Genomic DNA, 15,748 nt, shown 5'->3' on the forward strand with positions numbered 1-15,748 from the left:
ATTGCGGCTATAAACGTCCTTGGGCAGCGCAATGTAGTATGTTCAGAAGGCGTAGAATCCAGCCGCCGCCATAATATGCAATGTCTGAAAACCGAGGTGCAAAGTGAGTGAGAGACGTGTAACGCCGATTCGCGCCGTGGAAGGTGTGAATGCAGTTGAACCGACCAGCTTCAGGAAGACGTATTTCGAGCAGCTCTATTACTGGCAATCCATGTCCGAGCAATATGCTCGCCAACGAAAAACCAGAGAAGCCACAGCGACCTTCAAAGAAGAGCAAGACAAAGTAAGAAAATAAGTTCGGACTACCAACATCAAAGACCCGGTTGATCGCTTCCAGTCGACATCCGGAACCTGAGCAAGCGGGGAAAGCAATGATCGGCAGAAGAAAGTTTGTTCCTCGTTTCACGGAAGGGATCGGCGCTTATCTATTGGCCGGCCTGATCATTCTGGCCTGCGTCGCTGCAGCAATCCGCATGAGCTACGTCCAGGCGGAACGCGATCTTTTTGCCCAGACGGCATTCGTCGCCGAAGAGGTATTGCAGCGCAGTGAAATGGTGGGCGACCAGATGCAGCAGGCGATCGATAAACTCGAAGCGCGCAAAGATCCCGATCCCTGCAGTGCCGCCAACATCGACCTCATGCGGCGTGAAAATATCAGCTCAAGCTATTTGCAGCTGATCGGATATACGCGCGGAAATCGTCTGATGTGTTCTTCTTATGGTGACCATGGGGAAGGAATCGACCTTGGCCCTGCAACATTTGTCACCGACAAGAACAATGCTGTCCGCAGCAAGGTAAAACTGACGCTGGACGAAGTGGGCATCTACGTCGGCGTCACACATGTCTCTACCGGATACACCGCGTTCGCGCTGCCGAATCTGGCTCTGGACGTTGCAAAATCGGATCAAAAACTGGCATTGGGAACCTACGGGGCGGCGAGCGGAATTCCCATTCTCGGCCGAGGAGAATCGCAAGAAAAATGGTTTCGTACCGACCTGAAAAAAGGAGAGCGCCGCCGTTTAGTTACGTCATCAAGCGTCATTGCATTGGTGAGCTCAGAACACTATCTGTTTGTCAGCTACTGCGCATTTCCGGTTGCACAGCTCTACGCCGCATGGCGTAGTTATGCCTATTTCTTTGTCCCGTTAGGAATTATGGCCGGCGTGTGTCTGGCAGGATTGGCAATTCTGTTTGCCCGCCGGCACCTCGGCTTGCGTTCTCAGTTGCGAGACGCTATCAGGAGTGAAACCCAGCTCTACATGCTGTACCAGCCTATCGTCGAACTTGAATCCGGGCGCTGGGTCGGCGCCGAATCGCTGGTACGCTGGCGCCAAAGCAGCGGACAAGTCATCACGCCGGATGTCTTTATCCCGATCGCGGAAATCACCGGCCTGATGTCGCGGCTCACTGCCCGGGTAATCGAGATGGTCGTGAAGGATATTGCGAAATTCCTCAGACGCTATCCGGATTTCCCCATTAACGTTAATTTCGCGGCCTCGGATCTGGAGACTACCGTATCACTTGACCGTCTGCGCAGCCAACTTGCCACTTTCGGTATCGATGAAAGCAGGGTGACAGTGGAAGTGACCGAGGGATCGCTGCTGAAAATCGAATATGCCAGACGTAACATCGGTCTCATGCGCGAAGGTGGCCTGCGCATCGCCATCGACGATTTCGGCACCGGCTATTGCGGTCTTTCCTATCTGGTTTCTCTCGACCTTGATTTTCTCAAAATCGACAAATCCTTCGTCGACACCATCGGCACCGATGCCGCGACGCGCAGCGTGGTCCCGCACATCGTGCAAATGGCAAAGACACTCGGGCTGGAAGTCATCGCAGAGGGCGTCGAACGGCAGGAACAAGTCGATTATCTGCGTCAGCAGGGCGTCAGATACGGTCAAGGCTGGCTATATTCCAAGCCCATGCCGATTGCCGAACTCACGCAAAAGCTCGCCGACTCCCGCAGCGAAAACGGACCGCACGCCTACCGCCAGAGAAGCAAGCTGCCGGTGAACGAGGAGGGCGATGCTATCGGTATCAAGAAGCCGGATGCGCGCGCGCAGTTGCAAGACCGTCCTTTGACCAGCTCCCTGGATACTTGAGGTTGTGATTGCCCGATGCAGAATCACCACATCGAAGGGGCGAATTTCTTCGCCGGATAGTTATCCGACAAACTCAAGCAAAACCTGAAACGCCGGCAACGCCAGCACAAGCCTGCCGGTATTTTCCCGCATCGGCAAACCAAGCAACCGCGCCCGGTCAGCAATATCCTTGCGATCGCCACCTCGGAAGCAAATCGCCGCAAAGAATGCATCGCGCTGCGGCGCATACCCTGCGAGTTCACCGAACCGCGCCGGCAAGCTGCCGGCATCCGCAAATTCCAATGCGAACTCCGTACCCCAACGCCCCATACGGCCATAGTCCGCCGCAGCCTGCGCAGGATCCTTATCCACCACCAGCATGCTAGCAATGCCGCTCACGCCATTGGGATGCGCCATCCATTCCGGCCGCCAGACCAGCTCGGGAGTGAGATGCCGGCAAGCATAAACACGGCCTGCCGCAAACTGTCCGGGCAATAGCCGGACCGTGGAAAACCGCGCATCAATCGCCTTGTCATCCACTTCAACGGGCCGCGAAAAATGCTGAACCGGCTGCGCCTTCAACCCCATCGCAATCCAGTCGTCGTGGCAGGCTTGCACGTCCTCCACGGCATAGACCAGACCGTCGATGCCGACCGGGCTATCGAGAATTTCCTGGCGAACCTTGTCGCTGTCGCGCGGCTGGCCGATCAGTTCCAGATAGCCGCCGGCCAGCACGATCAGATGATTGACTGATCCCAGGGTGTGATAGCCGCGTGGGGTGATGGTGAAGCCCAGTCCTTCCAATAAGGTCTGGGCGGCATCGATGTCGTAATGGGTGTTGATGACCAGGTGGTCGAGTGAGGCAGTTTTTTGGGTCATGATGATCGAGACTGGAGGTGAAATGTCGATGGTGCCTGGCCGGGAGTGAAACTCACGACATTGCAGGTGCCTTGGCGATATTTTCTGCAGCCGTATTTTGCTGCAATCTGGAATATTGGCCTGGCGGCATACCGGTATGGCGCGTAAAGGCGACCGTAAAAGTGCTGGATGAACTGTATCCGACCAGTGCTGCCACCTCGGTGATGGCTTTTTTTCGTTGAAGAAAATTCTTTGCCAGGGCCATCCGCCACGACAGCAGGTAGTCCATCGGCGTGACGCCCAAAGCTGCGCTGAATCGCTCAAAAAAAGCGGAACGGGACAGCGCCGATTCTTTCGCCAGCAGCGCAACGGTCCAGGGTTCCTCAGGACTTTCATGGATGCGCCGGATCGCCCCCGCCAGGCGGATATCCGAGAGACCGCGCAACAGGCCGGGCGACATCACGGCATTGTTGGATGAGCGCAATGCCTCAATCAGCAAAACCTCCAGCAGGCGTTCGAGCACCACGTCCCGGGCAGACCGCTGCGAACGGGCTTCATCGATGACGAGCTGAACCAGCGCCGACAAGCGGAGATCGCCGCGAATGTGTACCAGCTTCGGCAGCAGCGTCAAAAGCAACGTGGCGTCCGGTGAAGTCAGGTGACAGAAGCCCACCAGCGATCGCACATCCGCATCGGCTGCGACGGAGCCATTGCGATGCTCGCCGTTTTCCAACACCACAGGTTCGGACTGCCATTCATGCTCCAAAGGGATGTCGAAGCTGCTCGCCGAAAATGTCGACATGGATGGAATCAGCAAGAAATCCCCGGTTTCAGCGACCAGTTGCAACTCATCGACCGTATAGCGGATTTTTCCTTCCAGCACGACGCAGCAGCACAAGGGCGCTTCTTCAAGTTTGCCGCGCACACCCCAGCGTCCCGCCCCGGTTACGATTTTCGTATAGGACATCTTCGGCTGGAGAAGCGTGACAACGGATGTCAGGGGGTCAATCATGCCGGACTCTCGCAAACAAATTCAGGACTTTTGATTGTAGATGGTTTTGCCCATGCCAGCTATTGTTCTGCTTTCTCTGAAGATAAAAGGATTTACATGAAAACCGTTTTGATCACTGGCTGTTCTTCCGGATTCGGTCTGGAAATCGCGAAATATTTTTTAAGCAAAAACTGGAAAGTCATCGCCACCATGCGTGCACCGAGTGACGATGTCTTGCCGAAATCCGAGCATTTGCGCATCCTGCAGCTGGACGTCACTGATGCAGAAAGCATCCGTCGCACAGTCGCAGAAGCCGGGCCGGTCGATGCCCTGGTCAACAACGCAGGCATCGGCATGCTGGGACCGTTCGAAAGCACGTCGATGGATGCAGTACGCGATGTGTTTGAAACCAACACCTTCGGCACGATGGCCATGACGCAGGCATTTTTACCCCAGTTCAGGGCCCGCGGAACGGGCGCTGTCGTCAATGTGGCTTCGTCCGTGACACTGAAATCCTTGCCCTTGCTCCCCGTCTATACTGCCAGCAAAGCAGCGGTTGTCGCATTCACCCAGTCCCTGGCCCTGGAGCTGAAGGAATTCAATATCCGGGTTGGCGTAGTGCTGCCTGGAATGGCGCCGGAAACAGCGTTCGCCACCAACGCATCCGGGAGGATTGCGCAAACATTCCCTGAGGACTACTCGGCCACGATGAATGCGGTGATGTCGGGATTTCAAAATTACGTTGGCCCGGTGACGCATGCGATCGATGTTGCGGAAGTAGTCTGGCAGGTGGTGCAAGACGGTTCAACGGCATTCCGCGTCCCGGCCGGCGCGGATGCGGTCGAGTGGTTTAACGAAGTTACTTAGGGCGAGATGCAGGACGCTGGGACGGGATGAGCGTTTGCGGTTCGGGTAAGCCAGGCTCCGCAGAAAGCGTGTAGGCCCACAAGTTGATACGCGGCGTAGCCGATCAACTCATGGATATGCGCGTCTGCCATAGCGGAGCTTCGAGTTCCGCCGGCACAACTGTCCCCAGTTGCGGGGACAGCTTTTCAAAGCTGAGTTGCGGGATGTTCGGCCAAAGGTACGAACGTATTGGTCTTGTCAAGCGCGTCTATCGAGCCACTCTCGATATCGTAGACCCATCCGTGGAGTGTCAACCGACCTTGGGCGAGAGCCAAAGCGACCGACGGATGCGTGCGGATGTTGTTCAACTGTGCAATCACATTCTCCCGGACCATGCCGTCTATTCGGTCATTCTCGTTCGCGTGATTCTTGGACTCGTTGATCATCCGGGCGGCGTCTGCATAATGCAGCCAGTGTTTTACCGCCGGCATGTGATCCAGGCACGCGCATGTGGCAACGGCTTTCATTGCGCCGCAATCAGAGTGACCGCAGATCACGATATCCGTTACTCTCAATTGCGCGACTGCATATTCAACTGTTGCGCTGACACCTCCAGGTTCGGGGCCGAACGAGGGTACGATGTTTCCTGCATTGCGAATGACGAACAGCTCGCCAGGCTCTCTCTGTGTTACAAGCTCCGGCACCATGCGGCTGTCGGAGCAAGAAATGAATAACGCTTTAGGAGTTTGGCCAGTCGCAAGCGTCTTGAATAACTCTTTACGTGCTGGAAAGATATCCTGCTGGAAACGTAGAAAACCATTGATGATGTCGCGCATATTCAATTTAGAACAGATTCGGGGTCGTCATTATGGCTTGAATTTTCACTGGCCGTCATCTATGGCAGGTTAATTCATAACTTCGCATAATTTACAGAATTTACAATGCCACCTTTACCTCATATCACCACTCGCACAATCAAGCTGCGAGCGGGTTGGCGCGTGATATGAGGGAATTAAAAGACGCGGAAAATTTTTCCATCATGCCCAGCCATGCGGCACGCACTTCTGGCGCTTTCGAGCGCTCCATGTGAACGTCAATGAGAACGCGGCCAGCAGGCAATCCTAAAATTTCCGCTGCTCTCACGGCAGTTTCGTCACTCATAGCCGTTTTCCCGGATTGCAATAAGCTGATTGCACTGCGGCTGACTCCGAGCGACTTTGCTAACGCATAGTCGGATGGCAGGCTCAATTTCCTCTTCACCAATTCAAGATATTCAGGGGTCTTCATGTGGCTCTCCTAGGGCTAGGGCCGCCTAGACGTAGGCGGGCATAGCCGTATGATAGGCAAGTACGACTAAACGTTCAACGATAATTGACGCTTGACGTTGAGAATTGCTTGACACGTTGAGAATGACTCAACTATATTTCGGCAACGGCGGGGAATTCTCATTTGCTCCCTAGGCACCGGCCCCTCAAGGCCTCCCCGCCGTGTTTCGTCTGGGGCGCAAAAGACCTAGGGAGTCTTGCCATGTTGTCAGAATCGCAAAACAATAGACCGCGCATTCACAAAACGATCACAAGCAACACCTTCACACAAGCCAAAATTGCCATAGTGGAACGTCACTTTAGCGCCCAGTGCAGCTACAAGTGCGCGGTTGCCGCCCACGATGAAGGCCATCCCTACGCCATTTTCTGGAAGCGCGAAATAGAGCGCATGGACGAAGCCCTTGCCGAACTGGAATGCGGCGGGGTAGTGGCATGAAAAAAGCCGCCATCCTCTTCCTGCAAGGCGTGTTCTGCGGCTGCATCATCGGCGCGCCTGTCCTATTGTCCGCATTCGGCATCATAAAGGGGTGACCATGGCAGTCGTCCATCATCACGTCATTGCCGACGCAAACAAGGTGCTGAACCTGACCAACTCAATTTCGGAGCGGCTAGGGCAGGCATATCTGCTATTGAAAAATACCGGCGTCAGCATCGATCAAAAGCCGTTCATGATCATTGATGAAGTGCTTTCGGACGTGCGCGACGAGGCGCACAAGGCCATCTTAGCGGCCATTGACGAGGGCGCACTCTGATGCCGGTCATCCAGCAAGAAAAGGGCATACGCACCATCAAGGGCCTGCCGCCTCGTTGGGGCCGCAAGGCATACCGCGAACTGACGCAGGCACGCGGCGGCGTCATCGTCGGCGAACTGCCGGAGCGTTATAAGCGCCTGTCCTCTCTGCTGGATGAAGTCACTACCGCACCAATCCCCCTTAATGCCACGGATGCGGAATTATGCATAGCGGCGCTGCATCGTGCGAGCGATTGTCAGCGCCTGGACGAACGTGTGAAGGACAAGGCTGTAGTCCGTGAACGCCTGACGTTGCTGTGCGCTCGCAATGGCGTATCCGCGCCTGCCGTCGAAGACGATCGGCAATTCATCGCACGTTGCGCAGATGCCTCATGGTGGCGTCGTCAATTCCGCAAAATATTTGGAAGGATTTTCGAGCATGCTGCTATTCGTCTTGGCTTTGTTTCCGTTCGTGCTGGTGCTTATGCCAGCGATGAGACAGTTCTTCGGCGCATCGCGCAGAACCGTCGCAATGAAAAAATCCTTGCCTCGGTCAAACTGGAAAACGATCTGGGACAGGAACACGCATTGGCTGATCTGGTTTCAAAAAGCGTTGCAAACAAAAAGGTACGCCGGGGCGAGCTGATGCTCAGAATGCGCGGCTGCGAGGAAATAGCCAATGAACTCGGCCATGTGGGGGTGTTCGTCACACAGACGGCACCCTCAAAATTCCACGCCATTCTTGCCAAGACCGGAACGCCGAACCCGAACTATAACGACGCTACGCCACGCGTTGCGCAGGCGTATTTGCAAGACGTTTGGAAGTGTGAGCGATCAGCGTTCCACCGCGAGGGCATCGCCCCTTACGGCTTCCGCATCGCTGAACCGCACCACGACGGTTGCCCGCACTGGCACATGCTGCTTTTCGTCAAGGCAGAACACGCCGAACGCATGATCGAAATCATGCAGGACTATGCACTGGCCGAAGACGGCGACGAACCGGGCGCAAAGCGTAACCGGGTGAAGATCGTACGTATCGAGGCAGGGAAGGGGACCGCTGCGGGCTACATCGCCAAGTATGTCGGCAAGAACATTGACGACGAGCATGTGCCGGAACACAAGGCGCAAGACGGCAGTGTGATTCAAAAGGATCTGATCGGCGATGAAGTGATTCGGCCATGCCAGCGCGTAGAGGCGTGGGCAGCGAATTGGAGCATTCGCCAGTTTCAGGCCATTGGCCAGCCGCCTGTCACGGTATGGCGCGAACTGCGCCGCGTGACTGCGGACAAGGTGGCCGGAGCGCCGGAGCATATCCAGCAGGCGCACGCCGCCGTCAACAAGACCGAGGATAGTGCTGCCGATTTCGCCGCCTATATCCGGGCGCAAGGCGGCGTCAACATGGGCCGCTCATATCGCATCGGTGTGAAGTTGGTAGAAAAGAAGGTAGAGGGGAAATACGGGATGACAGAGGGCATGAAACCAATCGGCGTTTTCGATAGGTGGAGCGATTCCGAGGTCATCTATGCATCAAAGCGGTATGAGTGGCGCGTGGTCGGAAAAAATCGCGCCGTTGACGTTCCTTGGACTCGTGTCAATAACTGTACGCCGCCCGATTGGGTGGCTTATGCCAAAAATGACACGATATCTATCGAAGAGGTCGATTTTTCGGACTGGTTCGACAGTGAGGCATTCCGAAAAATCGAGGTAGGCGAAAGCCGACGCCTTGACATGCTCGATGCGGCCTATCAGGCGGCAATCGAAACTAGAAAACGCACTGTTTGGACAGTGCCTATGCGGAGAAATCATGCTTGAAAAAGTCAACCGGCTGTTGCTGGTGTATGGCGCGCTGCTGCCGGGCGGCGTGCGTGAAGTTTTGAAGGAATTTGCGACGGAGATAGACCGCCTCCGTAGTGAACTGAACGAACTGCGGTCACAAACCGACGATGGGAAATAACGACATGAACGCAATAACCGAAACAAAAAACCGCCTGCGCCTGCTGGTGGCCGCACTGCAAGGCATTTCCGATAACTACGGCATCACGAGCGCGCAGGCAACGAATTTCAGCGTGCAGATGCAGGAGCTTCAGGACATCATCGACAACATCGACATCGCGCCGCCTGCTGCGCCGGTGACCGTCGATGACGTAATTGCCGCGATCAGTGCCAAATTCACCGGCGTGCAAACGGCGGTTGAAGAATTGATCACGCTGGCGAATCACGCCGGAGAACCGGCAGCAGCGTAACACCTTTCAAACTGACGCGACCGGCTCACAAGGCTGGAAGTGTCGCCAACTGGCAGCGCCTTACCGGGCGCTGCAAAAGGGGATTCAAACCATGGCAAGCAAGCTCGTCGGGCGCACCGTATGCCCTGAATGCGGAAATCAAAAAGCACACGTCAAAATCATGGCCGGAGCGGACGGCACGCCGGTAGCAGGCAAGCGCCATTACCGGCACTGCCCGGATGGTGACTGCGGTGCGCAATACTTCCCCCGCAATGATCGTCAGGAGGCCGCACTGGTCGCCAAGACGCGCCCTGAAGGTGCGGCGCCGGTTCCTGATCCAGTAGCTGAACCGAAAAAGTTGACGCCTGAAGAGGTCAACGAAATCGCCGAGCGCGAGGCCGCAGCACATAACCGGCAGAGTAACGCACTGCCCGGCGTGGCAACGAAACACAAGATGGTCTTTGGTGTGATGGTGCCAGCATGAGCGCCGAACAAACAATCAGCCAGGAACAGGCCGCGCTACTTTCGAGTGCCGCCGCCGTCGATAGCACCGTCGCACCGGTCATCACACACGATGCGAACGGCAACGAAATCCCGCAAGAGGCAGACCAGCAGAGTCAGCAAGACGCCGCATTCAGCCGCAACCGCGATCTGCTGGCCATGGGAATCACGATGCTGACGCCGATGCTCCCGTTTCTCCCTACCTGCTATCCGCCTGCCACGGTCGAAGCAATTGCGGCCGCATTTACCGCTGTCGAGGTAAAACGCGGCTGGAACATTTCGGAGGCAATGACGCCGGAGGTCATGTTAGCGGTTGTGGCTGTTCCACCGACGCTACAGGCGTTTGTTTTGGGTCGCCAGTACATCGCGACACTGAGAGAGCAAAAAACGGCTCAAAACGCCTCTAATCCGTCCGACAATGAGAAGGTGATCGATGCCGGTAACCAATGACGCGCAGATATGGGCAGTCGTTGGGGCGTCCGGCTGCGGAAAAGGGCTATGGATGAAGGAGCGCATGCGGCGGCTCAAGCCGAAGCGCCTGATCATCCTTGATACGAAAAATGAAAATGCCGAGTTCGCCGAGCTCGCGCCGACGCTGTCCGATGTAGCGCGGGCGTCGTTCCAAAAGCAATTCCGAGTCCGGTATATCCCGCGTGGCCAGACAAAAAAGGCCCGTCAGGACGAATTTGAAACAATCTGCAGGATCGCATCGACGGCGAAAAACTGCATGTTCGTCATTGAAGAGCTTGGACGGTATACATCGCCCAGCTACGCGCCGCCAGCGTGGGCAGACTGCTGCAATGATGGGCGGCATGACGGCTTGCACCTGATCGCCGCCTCGCAGTTCCCGGCGCAGATTGACAAGGCGTTTCTCGGCAACGCTACGGTCATCCATTGCGGCTATCTCGGCGAGGAAAACCACCGCAAGGCAGTGGCGCAAAAGATGGACATTGATCCCCAGCGCATCAAGGACTTGCAAGACCTTGAATTTCTGCATTTCGACCGGCGTAGTCGTCAGGTCACAAAAGGCGTTGTAAAAAAGCCCGGCGCGTAGGAAATCGACGCCCCTATCCCTAGGCGGGGGTAGGGGTAGTCCTAGCGGCTGCGGCCCCTCTATTTTTCTCCCTCGCAAACTGGTTTCATTGAGTCTGATTCAACGAATTTGAAACGGACATGCTTAAGTACTTTCCATCGTGGGAACACATCACACAAGAGGTTATTGCGACTGGTATTGCGGTCGTGTTGGTTGCCTACATCGTGTCGAAGAGTCCGACGCTGAAAGCCTTGGTCAAGTCATACGATTCTTAACCTGAGGGAACTCATGAAAACCTATCTGAAACAAGCCGCCTTTGTGCTGGCCGTCTATGCGATCGCTAAGGCCGTCAACAACAGCGTAACGATCCCGGTCGTTGGCGCGTATCTGCCGAAGTAATCGACGCCATGAAAGACGCCATCAAAACAGCAGTAGTGACGCTGGCGGTCATCTTCGTGTTGAACCGTATCAGTCTCACTCGCCCGCTGGTGCAGACCGCGCTGCAATAAGTAAAACTTGAAAACCATGGCTCACAAGGCTATGTAATTCGTCAACTGGCGGCACCTTACCGGGTGCAGCAAAAGGGAACGCAAAAAATGATTAATTATCCTCTGCAACAACCTGTAGGCGTCGTGCCGGGCGGCATCGCCACCCTGACCATTCCGGCAGGCGCGAAGCAAACGCTGGTCGGCGTCAAGCTGCAATTGAACGGCACCACGTTCGACAAGACCAAGATTCTCAAGGTGAAGGTAAAGATCGGCGCTCGCCTGATCTGGGACTTGACCATGGATCAGCTCAACAAGATCAATGGTTACAAGGGCAATGCGGACAACGCACGCTATGTGTACCTCGATTTCACTGAGCGCGATCAGGCCATTTTCCCGGTCAAGGAAATCGGCGGCATCGACCTGATCGCCGCTATGCCTATCGGCAACGTCATTGTCGAAGTAACGATTGACGCGACAGCCGTTGCACCGTCCATCAACGCAATCGGCTATTTCGAGCCATCGCAGGCGAATCCCTACGTGCTGAAATACCTGAACTATCCGGCATCGTCAGCGGTTGCAGGCAAGTTCACCCTGCCGCTGAATTTCCGTGGTGCGCTGCTGAAACGCACCTGGCATTTCTACGGCGGCGCGAATTTCACGGCGGTGACCGATGGCAACATCAATCGCACCGAAGTGAAGAAAAACGGCGCGGTGATCTTTGACCAGACCTGCCGCGATGCACGTTTCGATCAGGTGCAGCAAAAGAAGACGCCGCAGGCAAATACGTTCGTTGTCGACTACATCATCGACAACAACCACGATGCGCAGCAAACGACCATCAGCAACACGGCAGCGGGCGCAAGTGCGTTCGATACATTCGAAATCAATGCCTACCTGACGGCGGCAGATTCGATTCAGTCCGTGGTCGAGGCCATCGACGTCATCAACAACCTGTAAGGGGTCGCCATGGACAGTGTCGCGCAAGCTGCGTGGCCGAACGGCACCAATTACGGGACCATGACGCCGCAAAGCCTCAACAGTCAGGCGGGCGACTGGTCGGACATCCTCTTTACGGGGCTGGCCGGGGCCGCAGTCAATGCGGCTTATAACCTGTCTGACACGGTCGGCAATCCGCCGCAACCCGGCATCGGTATCAGCATCGGCACCAACGGCAACATCATGCCGCTGATCGTCATCGGTGTGGTTCTGTACGCCTTGTTTTCGAAGGGCTAAACCATGGCAATGCCAATGAGCTTATCGGCGTCGGGCGGTCCGGCGCAATCGGGCTCAAGCTCCAACGCCGGGGTAAGCCTGCCGATCAGCCTGCCGCAAGTTTTTGACGGCAGCGGCTGGGTGGTGAACATCAAGGGAACTGGCAATCAATCGGCTACAGGCTCCAGCGATGCGAATGCGGGTGCAGGCGCATCCAGTTCGCTGACAAGTAAAAACTGGCTCCTGTACGCCGGTGCTGCGGTGGTGATATGGCTGATCGCACGTCGATCGTAAGCATGTGCCAGTGTGAGCCGGAAGAAGTCCGGCCCATGCTGGCGGCAGCTTACAACGCCCGGACGATCACGGACGGCGGCAAGCGTTCGCTGGATGACCTGATGAGTCGGGGAATGTGCTTCAAAGTCATGCAGGACGGCGAAACGGTAGGGGCTTACGTGCTGAAAACGGACGGCCCTGAAATCTGGGTAGCCATGGCAGCAGGGCGCGCATCGGTAGACCTGTCGGCGGCAGGGCTGGCGCTGATCGAGCAGCAATCACAGCAGTTCGACAGCATCGGCTTTCAAACGCGTCGGCGCGGTATGGTGAAAAAGGCGATGAAGGCGGGATACGAAATTCACGGCTACATCATGCGAAAGAAAATTAAATGCGGTTAGCGGAATTCAAACGAAAAGCGACGTGCGCATACCCCGGCTATCGGATGGGCGGGGAGTCAAGTAGCGACTCGTCAACGCGCACAGAATCGACGGTCAACAACACGACCAAATACGCCGATAAGCGCATCGTCGGCGGCGACGGATCGCTGGCGGTGTCCGGCAATGGAAACTCGGTGGTGATGACGGATGCCGGTGCCGTGAATGCGGCAATTGACTTGGCCGGGAAGGTATCGACAAAGGCGCTCGATACTACATCGACCGGTATTACGGGCGTCATCGACGCGCTGAAAACCGTGGCGGCGTCGAACAAAGATACGTTTGAGCAATCGCTGAAACTGATCGGCGATAACGCCGATGCGACAAATGAGGCCTTCAAAAAAGCCAATGAAGAAGTCAACGGAAATCGCGTCCTTGTGGTCGTCGGCATGATCGTCGTGGGCTATGTGGTGGCGACATCGGGGGTATTGAAGTGATCGATTTTCCATTCAAGTTAGCCGTAGGCGAAGCCGTTCAAGCGAATCTGTACGGCAGCATGGTCAAGTATGTGGTTGGCAGTGCTGGCGGCGCTGATTCGTCCATTCGCGTGAAGACGGACGGCGGCGACGAATACGTGCTGTTGCCGGGACAGGGATTTAAGTTCGACAACAAGACATTCACGAAACTGAATATCAGCAACGCGGGCGGCGTGGCGCCGGTCATCGGGCGTTTGCTGCTGGCAGATAGCGAGTTCATCGACAACCGCACATCGGGATCGGTGGAAGTAATCGACGGCGGCAAAAATCGCGTGATGGCAGGCATCGCCTTTGCCGGTCGCGGCTATTCGACACTCAGTGCAACGTTGCTGGCAGCGGTGCAGCTATGGAATCCAGTGGGGTCGGGGAAAAATCTTTTTGTCGAACAAATCAACGTGTTTTCGTCTACTGGCGCGCCGTCAGGTCTGGGCCTGTTTTTCAACACTGCAATGCTGACCGGTAATAACGGATCAGTGGTTTGCAAACGGGCGGGCGGGCCTGCTTCAGTTTCGTCTGTGCACAATGATTTTGTTGCGGTGTCGCAGCCTGGAACAATGATTTCACTCGATCAAACGCAAAAAGGCTACAAGTTCTCGGAACCGCTTTGCCTCCCGCCCGGTAACGGTTTGGTGGCATATAACGCGGCGGTGAATAACGATGTCGGCGGATCGTTTGAGTTCTTCGAAGAGAGCGTTTGATGGATGACGATCTGCTGATTGTGGCGGGGCTGCTGGTGGCGGCTTACATCGTCATGTCGGCGGGTGAGGGCGGTGGTTCGCCGATAAGCGAATTTACCCTGATATCTGATCCGGTGACAGTCGGTGACGAGCAATCGAATTTTATTTATGACGCGGTGGACAACATGGCAAACATGGTAACGGGCTGGCCTTCGGGGTCTGGCCCATATCAACAAACAATCACGAACGCGGCCAGCACCAACGGCGTGCCGGTTTCTATTCTGGCGTGGCTGCTCTGGAAAGAAAGCCGCTACCGCCCGGAAATCATTGATGGCACCGTGCGTAGTGGCGTCGGCGCATTGGGCATCGCACAGTTTATGCCAGCGACGGCGCGTGAAGAACTCGGCAGCGAAGCCGCCGCGCTCGATCCGTCAATCGCTATTCCCGGCGCGGCCCGCTATCTGGTCAAGCTGTACCGTCAGGCTGGCTCATGGGCTGGCGCACTGGCGGCGTACAACTGGGGCATTGGCAACGTGACGCGCAAGGGGCTGGATGCAGCGCCGGCAGAGACGCGAGATTACTACACAACCATTTTGGCGAAGGCCGGAGGTAACTACGCATGAGCAAAGCAATCGGAGGGGGCGGCGGCAGCAGCGATTTAATCCTTGTCGCCGTATTGATCGTCGGCGCGATGATGTACACGCGTTCGCGTGGCGCTATGGCAGCAGTGCCGGGCCGCACCGTCTACGCGCCGGGCAGTGCGCCAGCGTCGAACGGCTACGGTGTGGCGCAAGTGGCATCCGGCATCGTCGGCGGGCTGGCGAACTGGTTTTCCGGTAGCAGCGGTAACGGACTGCCTGACACATACAACGGCACCGACACCACGCTGAACAGCTTCGGCACCTATGGGCCTATCGGCGGTTCTATCGAGGACCCTTGGTTTGGATAAGTCGAATCTGATCATTGCGGGCGTCGTCGTGCTTGGCGTGGTCGGAGCGGCTTACTACGCCAAAAAGAAAATTGGCGGGCTGATCCCGCCAGTAGTGCAGGAGGGCGTTGAGGCGGCGGCGCTGATCGGTTCCAACTTCGGGAACATGATCACAAGCCCGCTGGAAACGTTCGGCATCCGTCAGCCAGTGAATAACACGTGGATTCTCACCCTGCCATGGGAAAACACAAACGACCCGGTTAGCAACAACGATTCGGGCATCAATTTCAATTATTTTTAAGGGGTAAGCAATGAATTTTCTGCAACGTCTGAAAGAGCCGTCCACACATGCGGGTATCGCTAATTTGCTCGGTATCGCCGTACTGTGGGGCGTCCCGACAACCACCATTCAGGCAATCAGCCAAGCCGCCGCGGGCGTGCTGTCGCTGGCGGCGATCTTCACGCCTGAAAATAAATAAGCATGAGTGCGCTCGAATTCTTCCAACTGGCGACAAGCTCAGGTGTGCTGGCTGGCGGGGTTGGCGTGCTGAAGTGGGCTTTCAGCATTGAAAAGCGACTGCTGAAAATAGAGATTCTCAACACTGTGAAAGGTAAAGTATGACGAAGAAACGAAAGCCGCTACGCAAGTCGAACGGCCAATTCAAACGACGTA

Annotated in this window: 26 protein-coding genes; 22 read left to right on the forward strand and 4 right to left on the reverse strand. The window is 56.1% G+C overall.

Annotated elements, in window-relative coordinates; all coding sequences use genetic code 11:
• The first annotated feature begins 103 nt into the window (after positions 1-103).
• Together AC1RN6_RS18060 and AC1RN6_RS18065 are read left to right on the forward strand one after the other, a co-directional pair.
• Positions 104-295: a hypothetical protein gene (locus tag AC1RN6_RS18060; protein WP_493006828.1), complete on the forward strand. Its 192-nt coding sequence runs from the start codon at positions 104-106 to the stop codon at positions 293-295.
• 76 nt (positions 296-371) lie between these two features.
• Positions 372-2,102 carry an EAL domain-containing protein gene (locus tag AC1RN6_RS18065; protein ID WP_493006829.1) on the forward strand — a complete coding sequence of 577 codons (1,731 nt, stop codon included), beginning with the start codon at positions 372-374 and terminating at the stop codon, positions 2,100-2,102.
• 60 nt (positions 2,103-2,162) lie between these two features.
• Here the strand turns inward: AC1RN6_RS18065 and AC1RN6_RS18070 are convergent, their stop codons facing one another.
• Positions 2,163-2,960, reverse strand: coding sequence for a VOC family protein (locus AC1RN6_RS18070; RefSeq protein ID WP_493006830.1), 798 nt, complete (start codon positions 2,958-2,960; stop codon positions 2,163-2,165).
• A 52-nt stretch (positions 2,961-3,012) separates the two neighbouring features.
• Positions 3,013-3,951, reverse strand: a complete 939-nt coding sequence (locus AC1RN6_RS18075) for a helix-turn-helix transcriptional regulator (protein WP_493006831.1) — start codon at positions 3,949-3,951, stop codon at positions 3,013-3,015.
• 96 nt (positions 3,952-4,047) lie between these two features.
• Here AC1RN6_RS18075 and AC1RN6_RS18080 point away from each other — a divergent pair, with 96 nt between their 5' ends.
• On the forward strand, positions 4,048-4,797 hold the full coding sequence (locus AC1RN6_RS18080) for an SDR family oxidoreductase (RefSeq protein ID WP_493006832.1): 750 nt from the start codon (positions 4,048-4,050) through the stop codon (positions 4,795-4,797).
• 185 nt (positions 4,798-4,982) lie between these two features.
• Here AC1RN6_RS18080 and AC1RN6_RS18085 read toward each other — a convergent pair whose 3' ends face one another.
• Both AC1RN6_RS18085 and AC1RN6_RS18090 read right to left on the reverse strand, forming a co-directional pair.
• Positions 4,983-5,612 carry a carbonic anhydrase gene (locus tag AC1RN6_RS18085; protein ID WP_493006834.1) on the reverse strand — a complete coding sequence of 210 codons (630 nt, stop codon included), beginning with the start codon at positions 5,610-5,612 and terminating at the stop codon, positions 4,983-4,985.
• A 139-nt stretch (positions 5,613-5,751) separates the two neighbouring features.
• Positions 5,752-6,063 carry a helix-turn-helix domain-containing protein gene (locus AC1RN6_RS18090; RefSeq protein ID WP_493006835.1) on the reverse strand — a complete coding sequence of 104 codons (312 nt, stop codon included), beginning with the start codon at positions 6,061-6,063 and terminating at the stop codon, positions 5,752-5,754.
• Positions 6,064-6,303: 240 nt separating this feature from the next.
• Here AC1RN6_RS18090 and AC1RN6_RS18095 point away from each other — a divergent pair, with 240 nt between their 5' ends.
• The 19 genes from AC1RN6_RS18095 (at position 6,304) to AC1RN6_RS18185 (ending at position 15,697) form a co-directional block, all read left to right on the forward strand.
• A complete protein-coding gene (locus AC1RN6_RS18095) occupies positions 6,304-6,537 on the forward strand; it encodes a hypothetical protein (RefSeq protein ID WP_493006836.1) in 234 nt (77 codons plus the stop codon).
• A 97-nt stretch (positions 6,538-6,634) separates the two neighbouring features.
• Complete coding sequence (locus AC1RN6_RS18100; protein WP_493006837.1) at positions 6,635-6,853, forward strand: hypothetical protein; 219 nt, start codon at positions 6,635-6,637, stop codon at positions 6,851-6,853.
• Positions 6,853-8,643 (forward strand): replication endonuclease, encoded by a 1,791-nt coding sequence (locus tag AC1RN6_RS18105; protein WP_493006839.1) that lies wholly within the window; start codon positions 6,853-6,855, stop codon positions 8,641-8,643. Before AC1RN6_RS18100 ends, AC1RN6_RS18105 begins: the two co-directional genes overlap by 1 nt.
• Entirely contained in the window at positions 8,636-8,785 is a 150-nt protein-coding gene (locus AC1RN6_RS18110) for a hypothetical protein (protein ID WP_493006840.1), read from the forward strand. Before AC1RN6_RS18105 ends, AC1RN6_RS18110 begins: the two co-directional genes overlap by 8 nt.
• A gap of 4 nt (positions 8,786-8,789) precedes the next feature.
• Complete coding sequence (locus tag AC1RN6_RS18115; RefSeq protein ID WP_493006841.1) at positions 8,790-9,074, forward strand: hypothetical protein; 285 nt, start codon at positions 8,790-8,792, stop codon at positions 9,072-9,074.
• A gap of 91 nt (positions 9,075-9,165) precedes the next feature.
• Positions 9,166-9,537, forward strand: a complete 372-nt coding sequence (locus tag AC1RN6_RS18120; protein ID WP_493006842.1) for a hypothetical protein — start codon at positions 9,166-9,168, stop codon at positions 9,535-9,537.
• Positions 9,534-10,004, forward strand: coding sequence for a hypothetical protein (locus AC1RN6_RS18125; RefSeq protein WP_493006843.1), 471 nt, complete (start codon positions 9,534-9,536; stop codon positions 10,002-10,004). The genes AC1RN6_RS18120 and AC1RN6_RS18125 overlap by 4 nt, the downstream gene beginning before the upstream one ends.
• Positions 9,988-10,608 carry a P-loop NTPase family protein gene (locus AC1RN6_RS18130; RefSeq protein WP_493006844.1) on the forward strand — a complete coding sequence of 207 codons (621 nt, stop codon included), beginning with the start codon at positions 9,988-9,990 and terminating at the stop codon, positions 10,606-10,608. Before AC1RN6_RS18125 ends, AC1RN6_RS18130 begins: the two co-directional genes overlap by 17 nt.
• 575 nt (positions 10,609-11,183) lie before the next feature.
• Positions 11,184-12,032: a major capsid protein P2 gene (locus tag AC1RN6_RS18135; protein WP_493006845.1), complete on the forward strand. Its 849-nt coding sequence runs from the start codon at positions 11,184-11,186 to the stop codon at positions 12,030-12,032.
• Between the two features lie 9 nt (positions 12,033-12,041).
• Positions 12,042-12,308, forward strand: a complete 267-nt coding sequence (locus tag AC1RN6_RS18140; protein ID WP_493006846.1) for a hypothetical protein — start codon at positions 12,042-12,044, stop codon at positions 12,306-12,308.
• A gap of 3 nt (positions 12,309-12,311) precedes the next feature.
• Positions 12,312-12,581: a hypothetical protein gene (locus tag AC1RN6_RS18145; protein WP_493006847.1), complete on the forward strand. Its 270-nt coding sequence runs from the start codon at positions 12,312-12,314 to the stop codon at positions 12,579-12,581.
• 35 nt (positions 12,582-12,616) lie between these two features.
• Positions 12,617-12,958 (forward strand): hypothetical protein, encoded by a 342-nt coding sequence (locus tag AC1RN6_RS18150; protein ID WP_493006848.1) that lies wholly within the window; start codon positions 12,617-12,619, stop codon positions 12,956-12,958.
• Positions 12,949-13,431 (forward strand): hypothetical protein, encoded by a 483-nt coding sequence (locus tag AC1RN6_RS18155; protein ID WP_493006849.1) that lies wholly within the window; start codon positions 12,949-12,951, stop codon positions 13,429-13,431. Before AC1RN6_RS18150 ends, AC1RN6_RS18155 begins: the two co-directional genes overlap by 10 nt.
• Positions 13,428-14,168 carry a hypothetical protein gene (locus AC1RN6_RS18160; protein WP_493006850.1) on the forward strand — a complete coding sequence of 247 codons (741 nt, stop codon included), beginning with the start codon at positions 13,428-13,430 and terminating at the stop codon, positions 14,166-14,168. The genes AC1RN6_RS18155 and AC1RN6_RS18160 overlap by 4 nt, the downstream gene beginning before the upstream one ends.
• On the forward strand, positions 14,168-14,770 hold the full coding sequence (locus tag AC1RN6_RS18165; RefSeq protein WP_493006851.1) for a lytic transglycosylase domain-containing protein: 603 nt from the start codon (positions 14,168-14,170) through the stop codon (positions 14,768-14,770). The genes AC1RN6_RS18160 and AC1RN6_RS18165 overlap by 1 nt, the downstream gene beginning before the upstream one ends.
• The gene (locus tag AC1RN6_RS18170; RefSeq protein WP_493006852.1) at positions 14,767-15,096 is read left to right on the forward strand and encodes a hypothetical protein; all 330 of its coding nucleotides are present in this window, start codon (positions 14,767-14,769) and stop codon (positions 15,094-15,096) included. Before AC1RN6_RS18165 ends, AC1RN6_RS18170 begins: the two co-directional genes overlap by 4 nt.
• Entirely contained in the window at positions 15,089-15,376 is a 288-nt protein-coding gene (locus AC1RN6_RS18175; protein ID WP_493006854.1) for a hypothetical protein, read from the forward strand. Before AC1RN6_RS18170 ends, AC1RN6_RS18175 begins: the two co-directional genes overlap by 8 nt.
• Positions 15,377-15,386: 10 nt before the next feature.
• Positions 15,387-15,554, forward strand: coding sequence for a hypothetical protein (locus AC1RN6_RS18180; RefSeq protein WP_493006855.1), 168 nt, complete (start codon positions 15,387-15,389; stop codon positions 15,552-15,554).
• A 2-nt stretch (positions 15,555-15,556) separates the two neighbouring features.
• Positions 15,557-15,697: a hypothetical protein gene (locus tag AC1RN6_RS18185; RefSeq protein ID WP_493006856.1), complete on the forward strand. Its 141-nt coding sequence runs from the start codon at positions 15,557-15,559 to the stop codon at positions 15,695-15,697.
• Positions 15,698-15,748: the final 51 nt, after the last annotated feature.

It is taken from the genome of Herbaspirillum sp. GW822-FHT03A08 (assembly GCF_058801885.1).

Bases quoted from the DNA above. Each gene is read 5' to 3' on its own strand.
- AC1RN6_RS18065 (WP_493006829.1), top strand. From the start codon at position 372: ATGATCGGCAGAAGAAAGTTTGTTCCTCGTTTCACGGAAGGGATCGGC.
- AC1RN6_RS18070 (WP_493006830.1), bottom strand. From the start codon at position 2,960: ATGACCCAAAAAACTGCCTCACTCGACCACCTGGTCATCAACACCCAT.
- AC1RN6_RS18075 (WP_493006831.1), bottom strand. From the start codon at position 3,951: ATGATTGACCCCCTGACATCCGTTGTCACGCTTCTCCAGCCGAAGATG.
- AC1RN6_RS18080 (WP_493006832.1), top strand. From the start codon at position 4,048: ATGAAAACCGTTTTGATCACTGGCTGTTCTTCCGGATTCGGTCTGGAA.
- AC1RN6_RS18085 (WP_493006834.1), bottom strand. From the start codon at position 5,612: ATGCGCGACATCATCAATGGTTTTCTACGTTTCCAGCAGGATATCTTT.
- AC1RN6_RS18090 (WP_493006835.1), bottom strand. From the start codon at position 6,063: ATGAAGACCCCTGAATATCTTGAATTGGTGAAGAGGAAATTGAGCCTG.
- AC1RN6_RS18095 (WP_493006836.1), top strand. From the start codon at position 6,304: ATGTTGTCAGAATCGCAAAACAATAGACCGCGCATTCACAAAACGATC.
- AC1RN6_RS18100 (WP_493006837.1), top strand. From the start codon at position 6,635: ATGGCAGTCGTCCATCATCACGTCATTGCCGACGCAAACAAGGTGCTG.
- AC1RN6_RS18105 (WP_493006839.1), top strand. From the start codon at position 6,853: ATGCCGGTCATCCAGCAAGAAAAGGGCATACGCACCATCAAGGGCCTG.
- AC1RN6_RS18110 (WP_493006840.1), top strand. From the start codon at position 8,636: ATGCTTGAAAAAGTCAACCGGCTGTTGCTGGTGTATGGCGCGCTGCTG.
- AC1RN6_RS18115 (WP_493006841.1), top strand. From the start codon at position 8,790: ATGAACGCAATAACCGAAACAAAAAACCGCCTGCGCCTGCTGGTGGCC.
- AC1RN6_RS18120 (WP_493006842.1), top strand. From the start codon at position 9,166: ATGGCAAGCAAGCTCGTCGGGCGCACCGTATGCCCTGAATGCGGAAAT.
- AC1RN6_RS18125 (WP_493006843.1), top strand. From the start codon at position 9,534: ATGAGCGCCGAACAAACAATCAGCCAGGAACAGGCCGCGCTACTTTCG.
- AC1RN6_RS18130 (WP_493006844.1), top strand. From the start codon at position 9,988: ATGCCGGTAACCAATGACGCGCAGATATGGGCAGTCGTTGGGGCGTCC.
- AC1RN6_RS18135 (WP_493006845.1), top strand. From the start codon at position 11,184: ATGATTAATTATCCTCTGCAACAACCTGTAGGCGTCGTGCCGGGCGGC.
- AC1RN6_RS18140 (WP_493006846.1), top strand. From the start codon at position 12,042: ATGGACAGTGTCGCGCAAGCTGCGTGGCCGAACGGCACCAATTACGGG.
- AC1RN6_RS18145 (WP_493006847.1), top strand. From the start codon at position 12,312: ATGGCAATGCCAATGAGCTTATCGGCGTCGGGCGGTCCGGCGCAATCG.
- AC1RN6_RS18150 (WP_493006848.1), top strand. From the start codon at position 12,617: ATGCTGGCGGCAGCTTACAACGCCCGGACGATCACGGACGGCGGCAAG.
- AC1RN6_RS18155 (WP_493006849.1), top strand. From the start codon at position 12,949: ATGCGGTTAGCGGAATTCAAACGAAAAGCGACGTGCGCATACCCCGGC.
- AC1RN6_RS18165 (WP_493006851.1), top strand. From the start codon at position 14,168: ATGGATGACGATCTGCTGATTGTGGCGGGGCTGCTGGTGGCGGCTTAC.
- AC1RN6_RS18170 (WP_493006852.1), top strand. From the start codon at position 14,767: ATGAGCAAAGCAATCGGAGGGGGCGGCGGCAGCAGCGATTTAATCCTT.
- AC1RN6_RS18180 (WP_493006855.1), top strand. From the start codon at position 15,387: ATGAATTTTCTGCAACGTCTGAAAGAGCCGTCCACACATGCGGGTATC.
- AC1RN6_RS18185 (WP_493006856.1), top strand. From the start codon at position 15,557: ATGAGTGCGCTCGAATTCTTCCAACTGGCGACAAGCTCAGGTGTGCTG.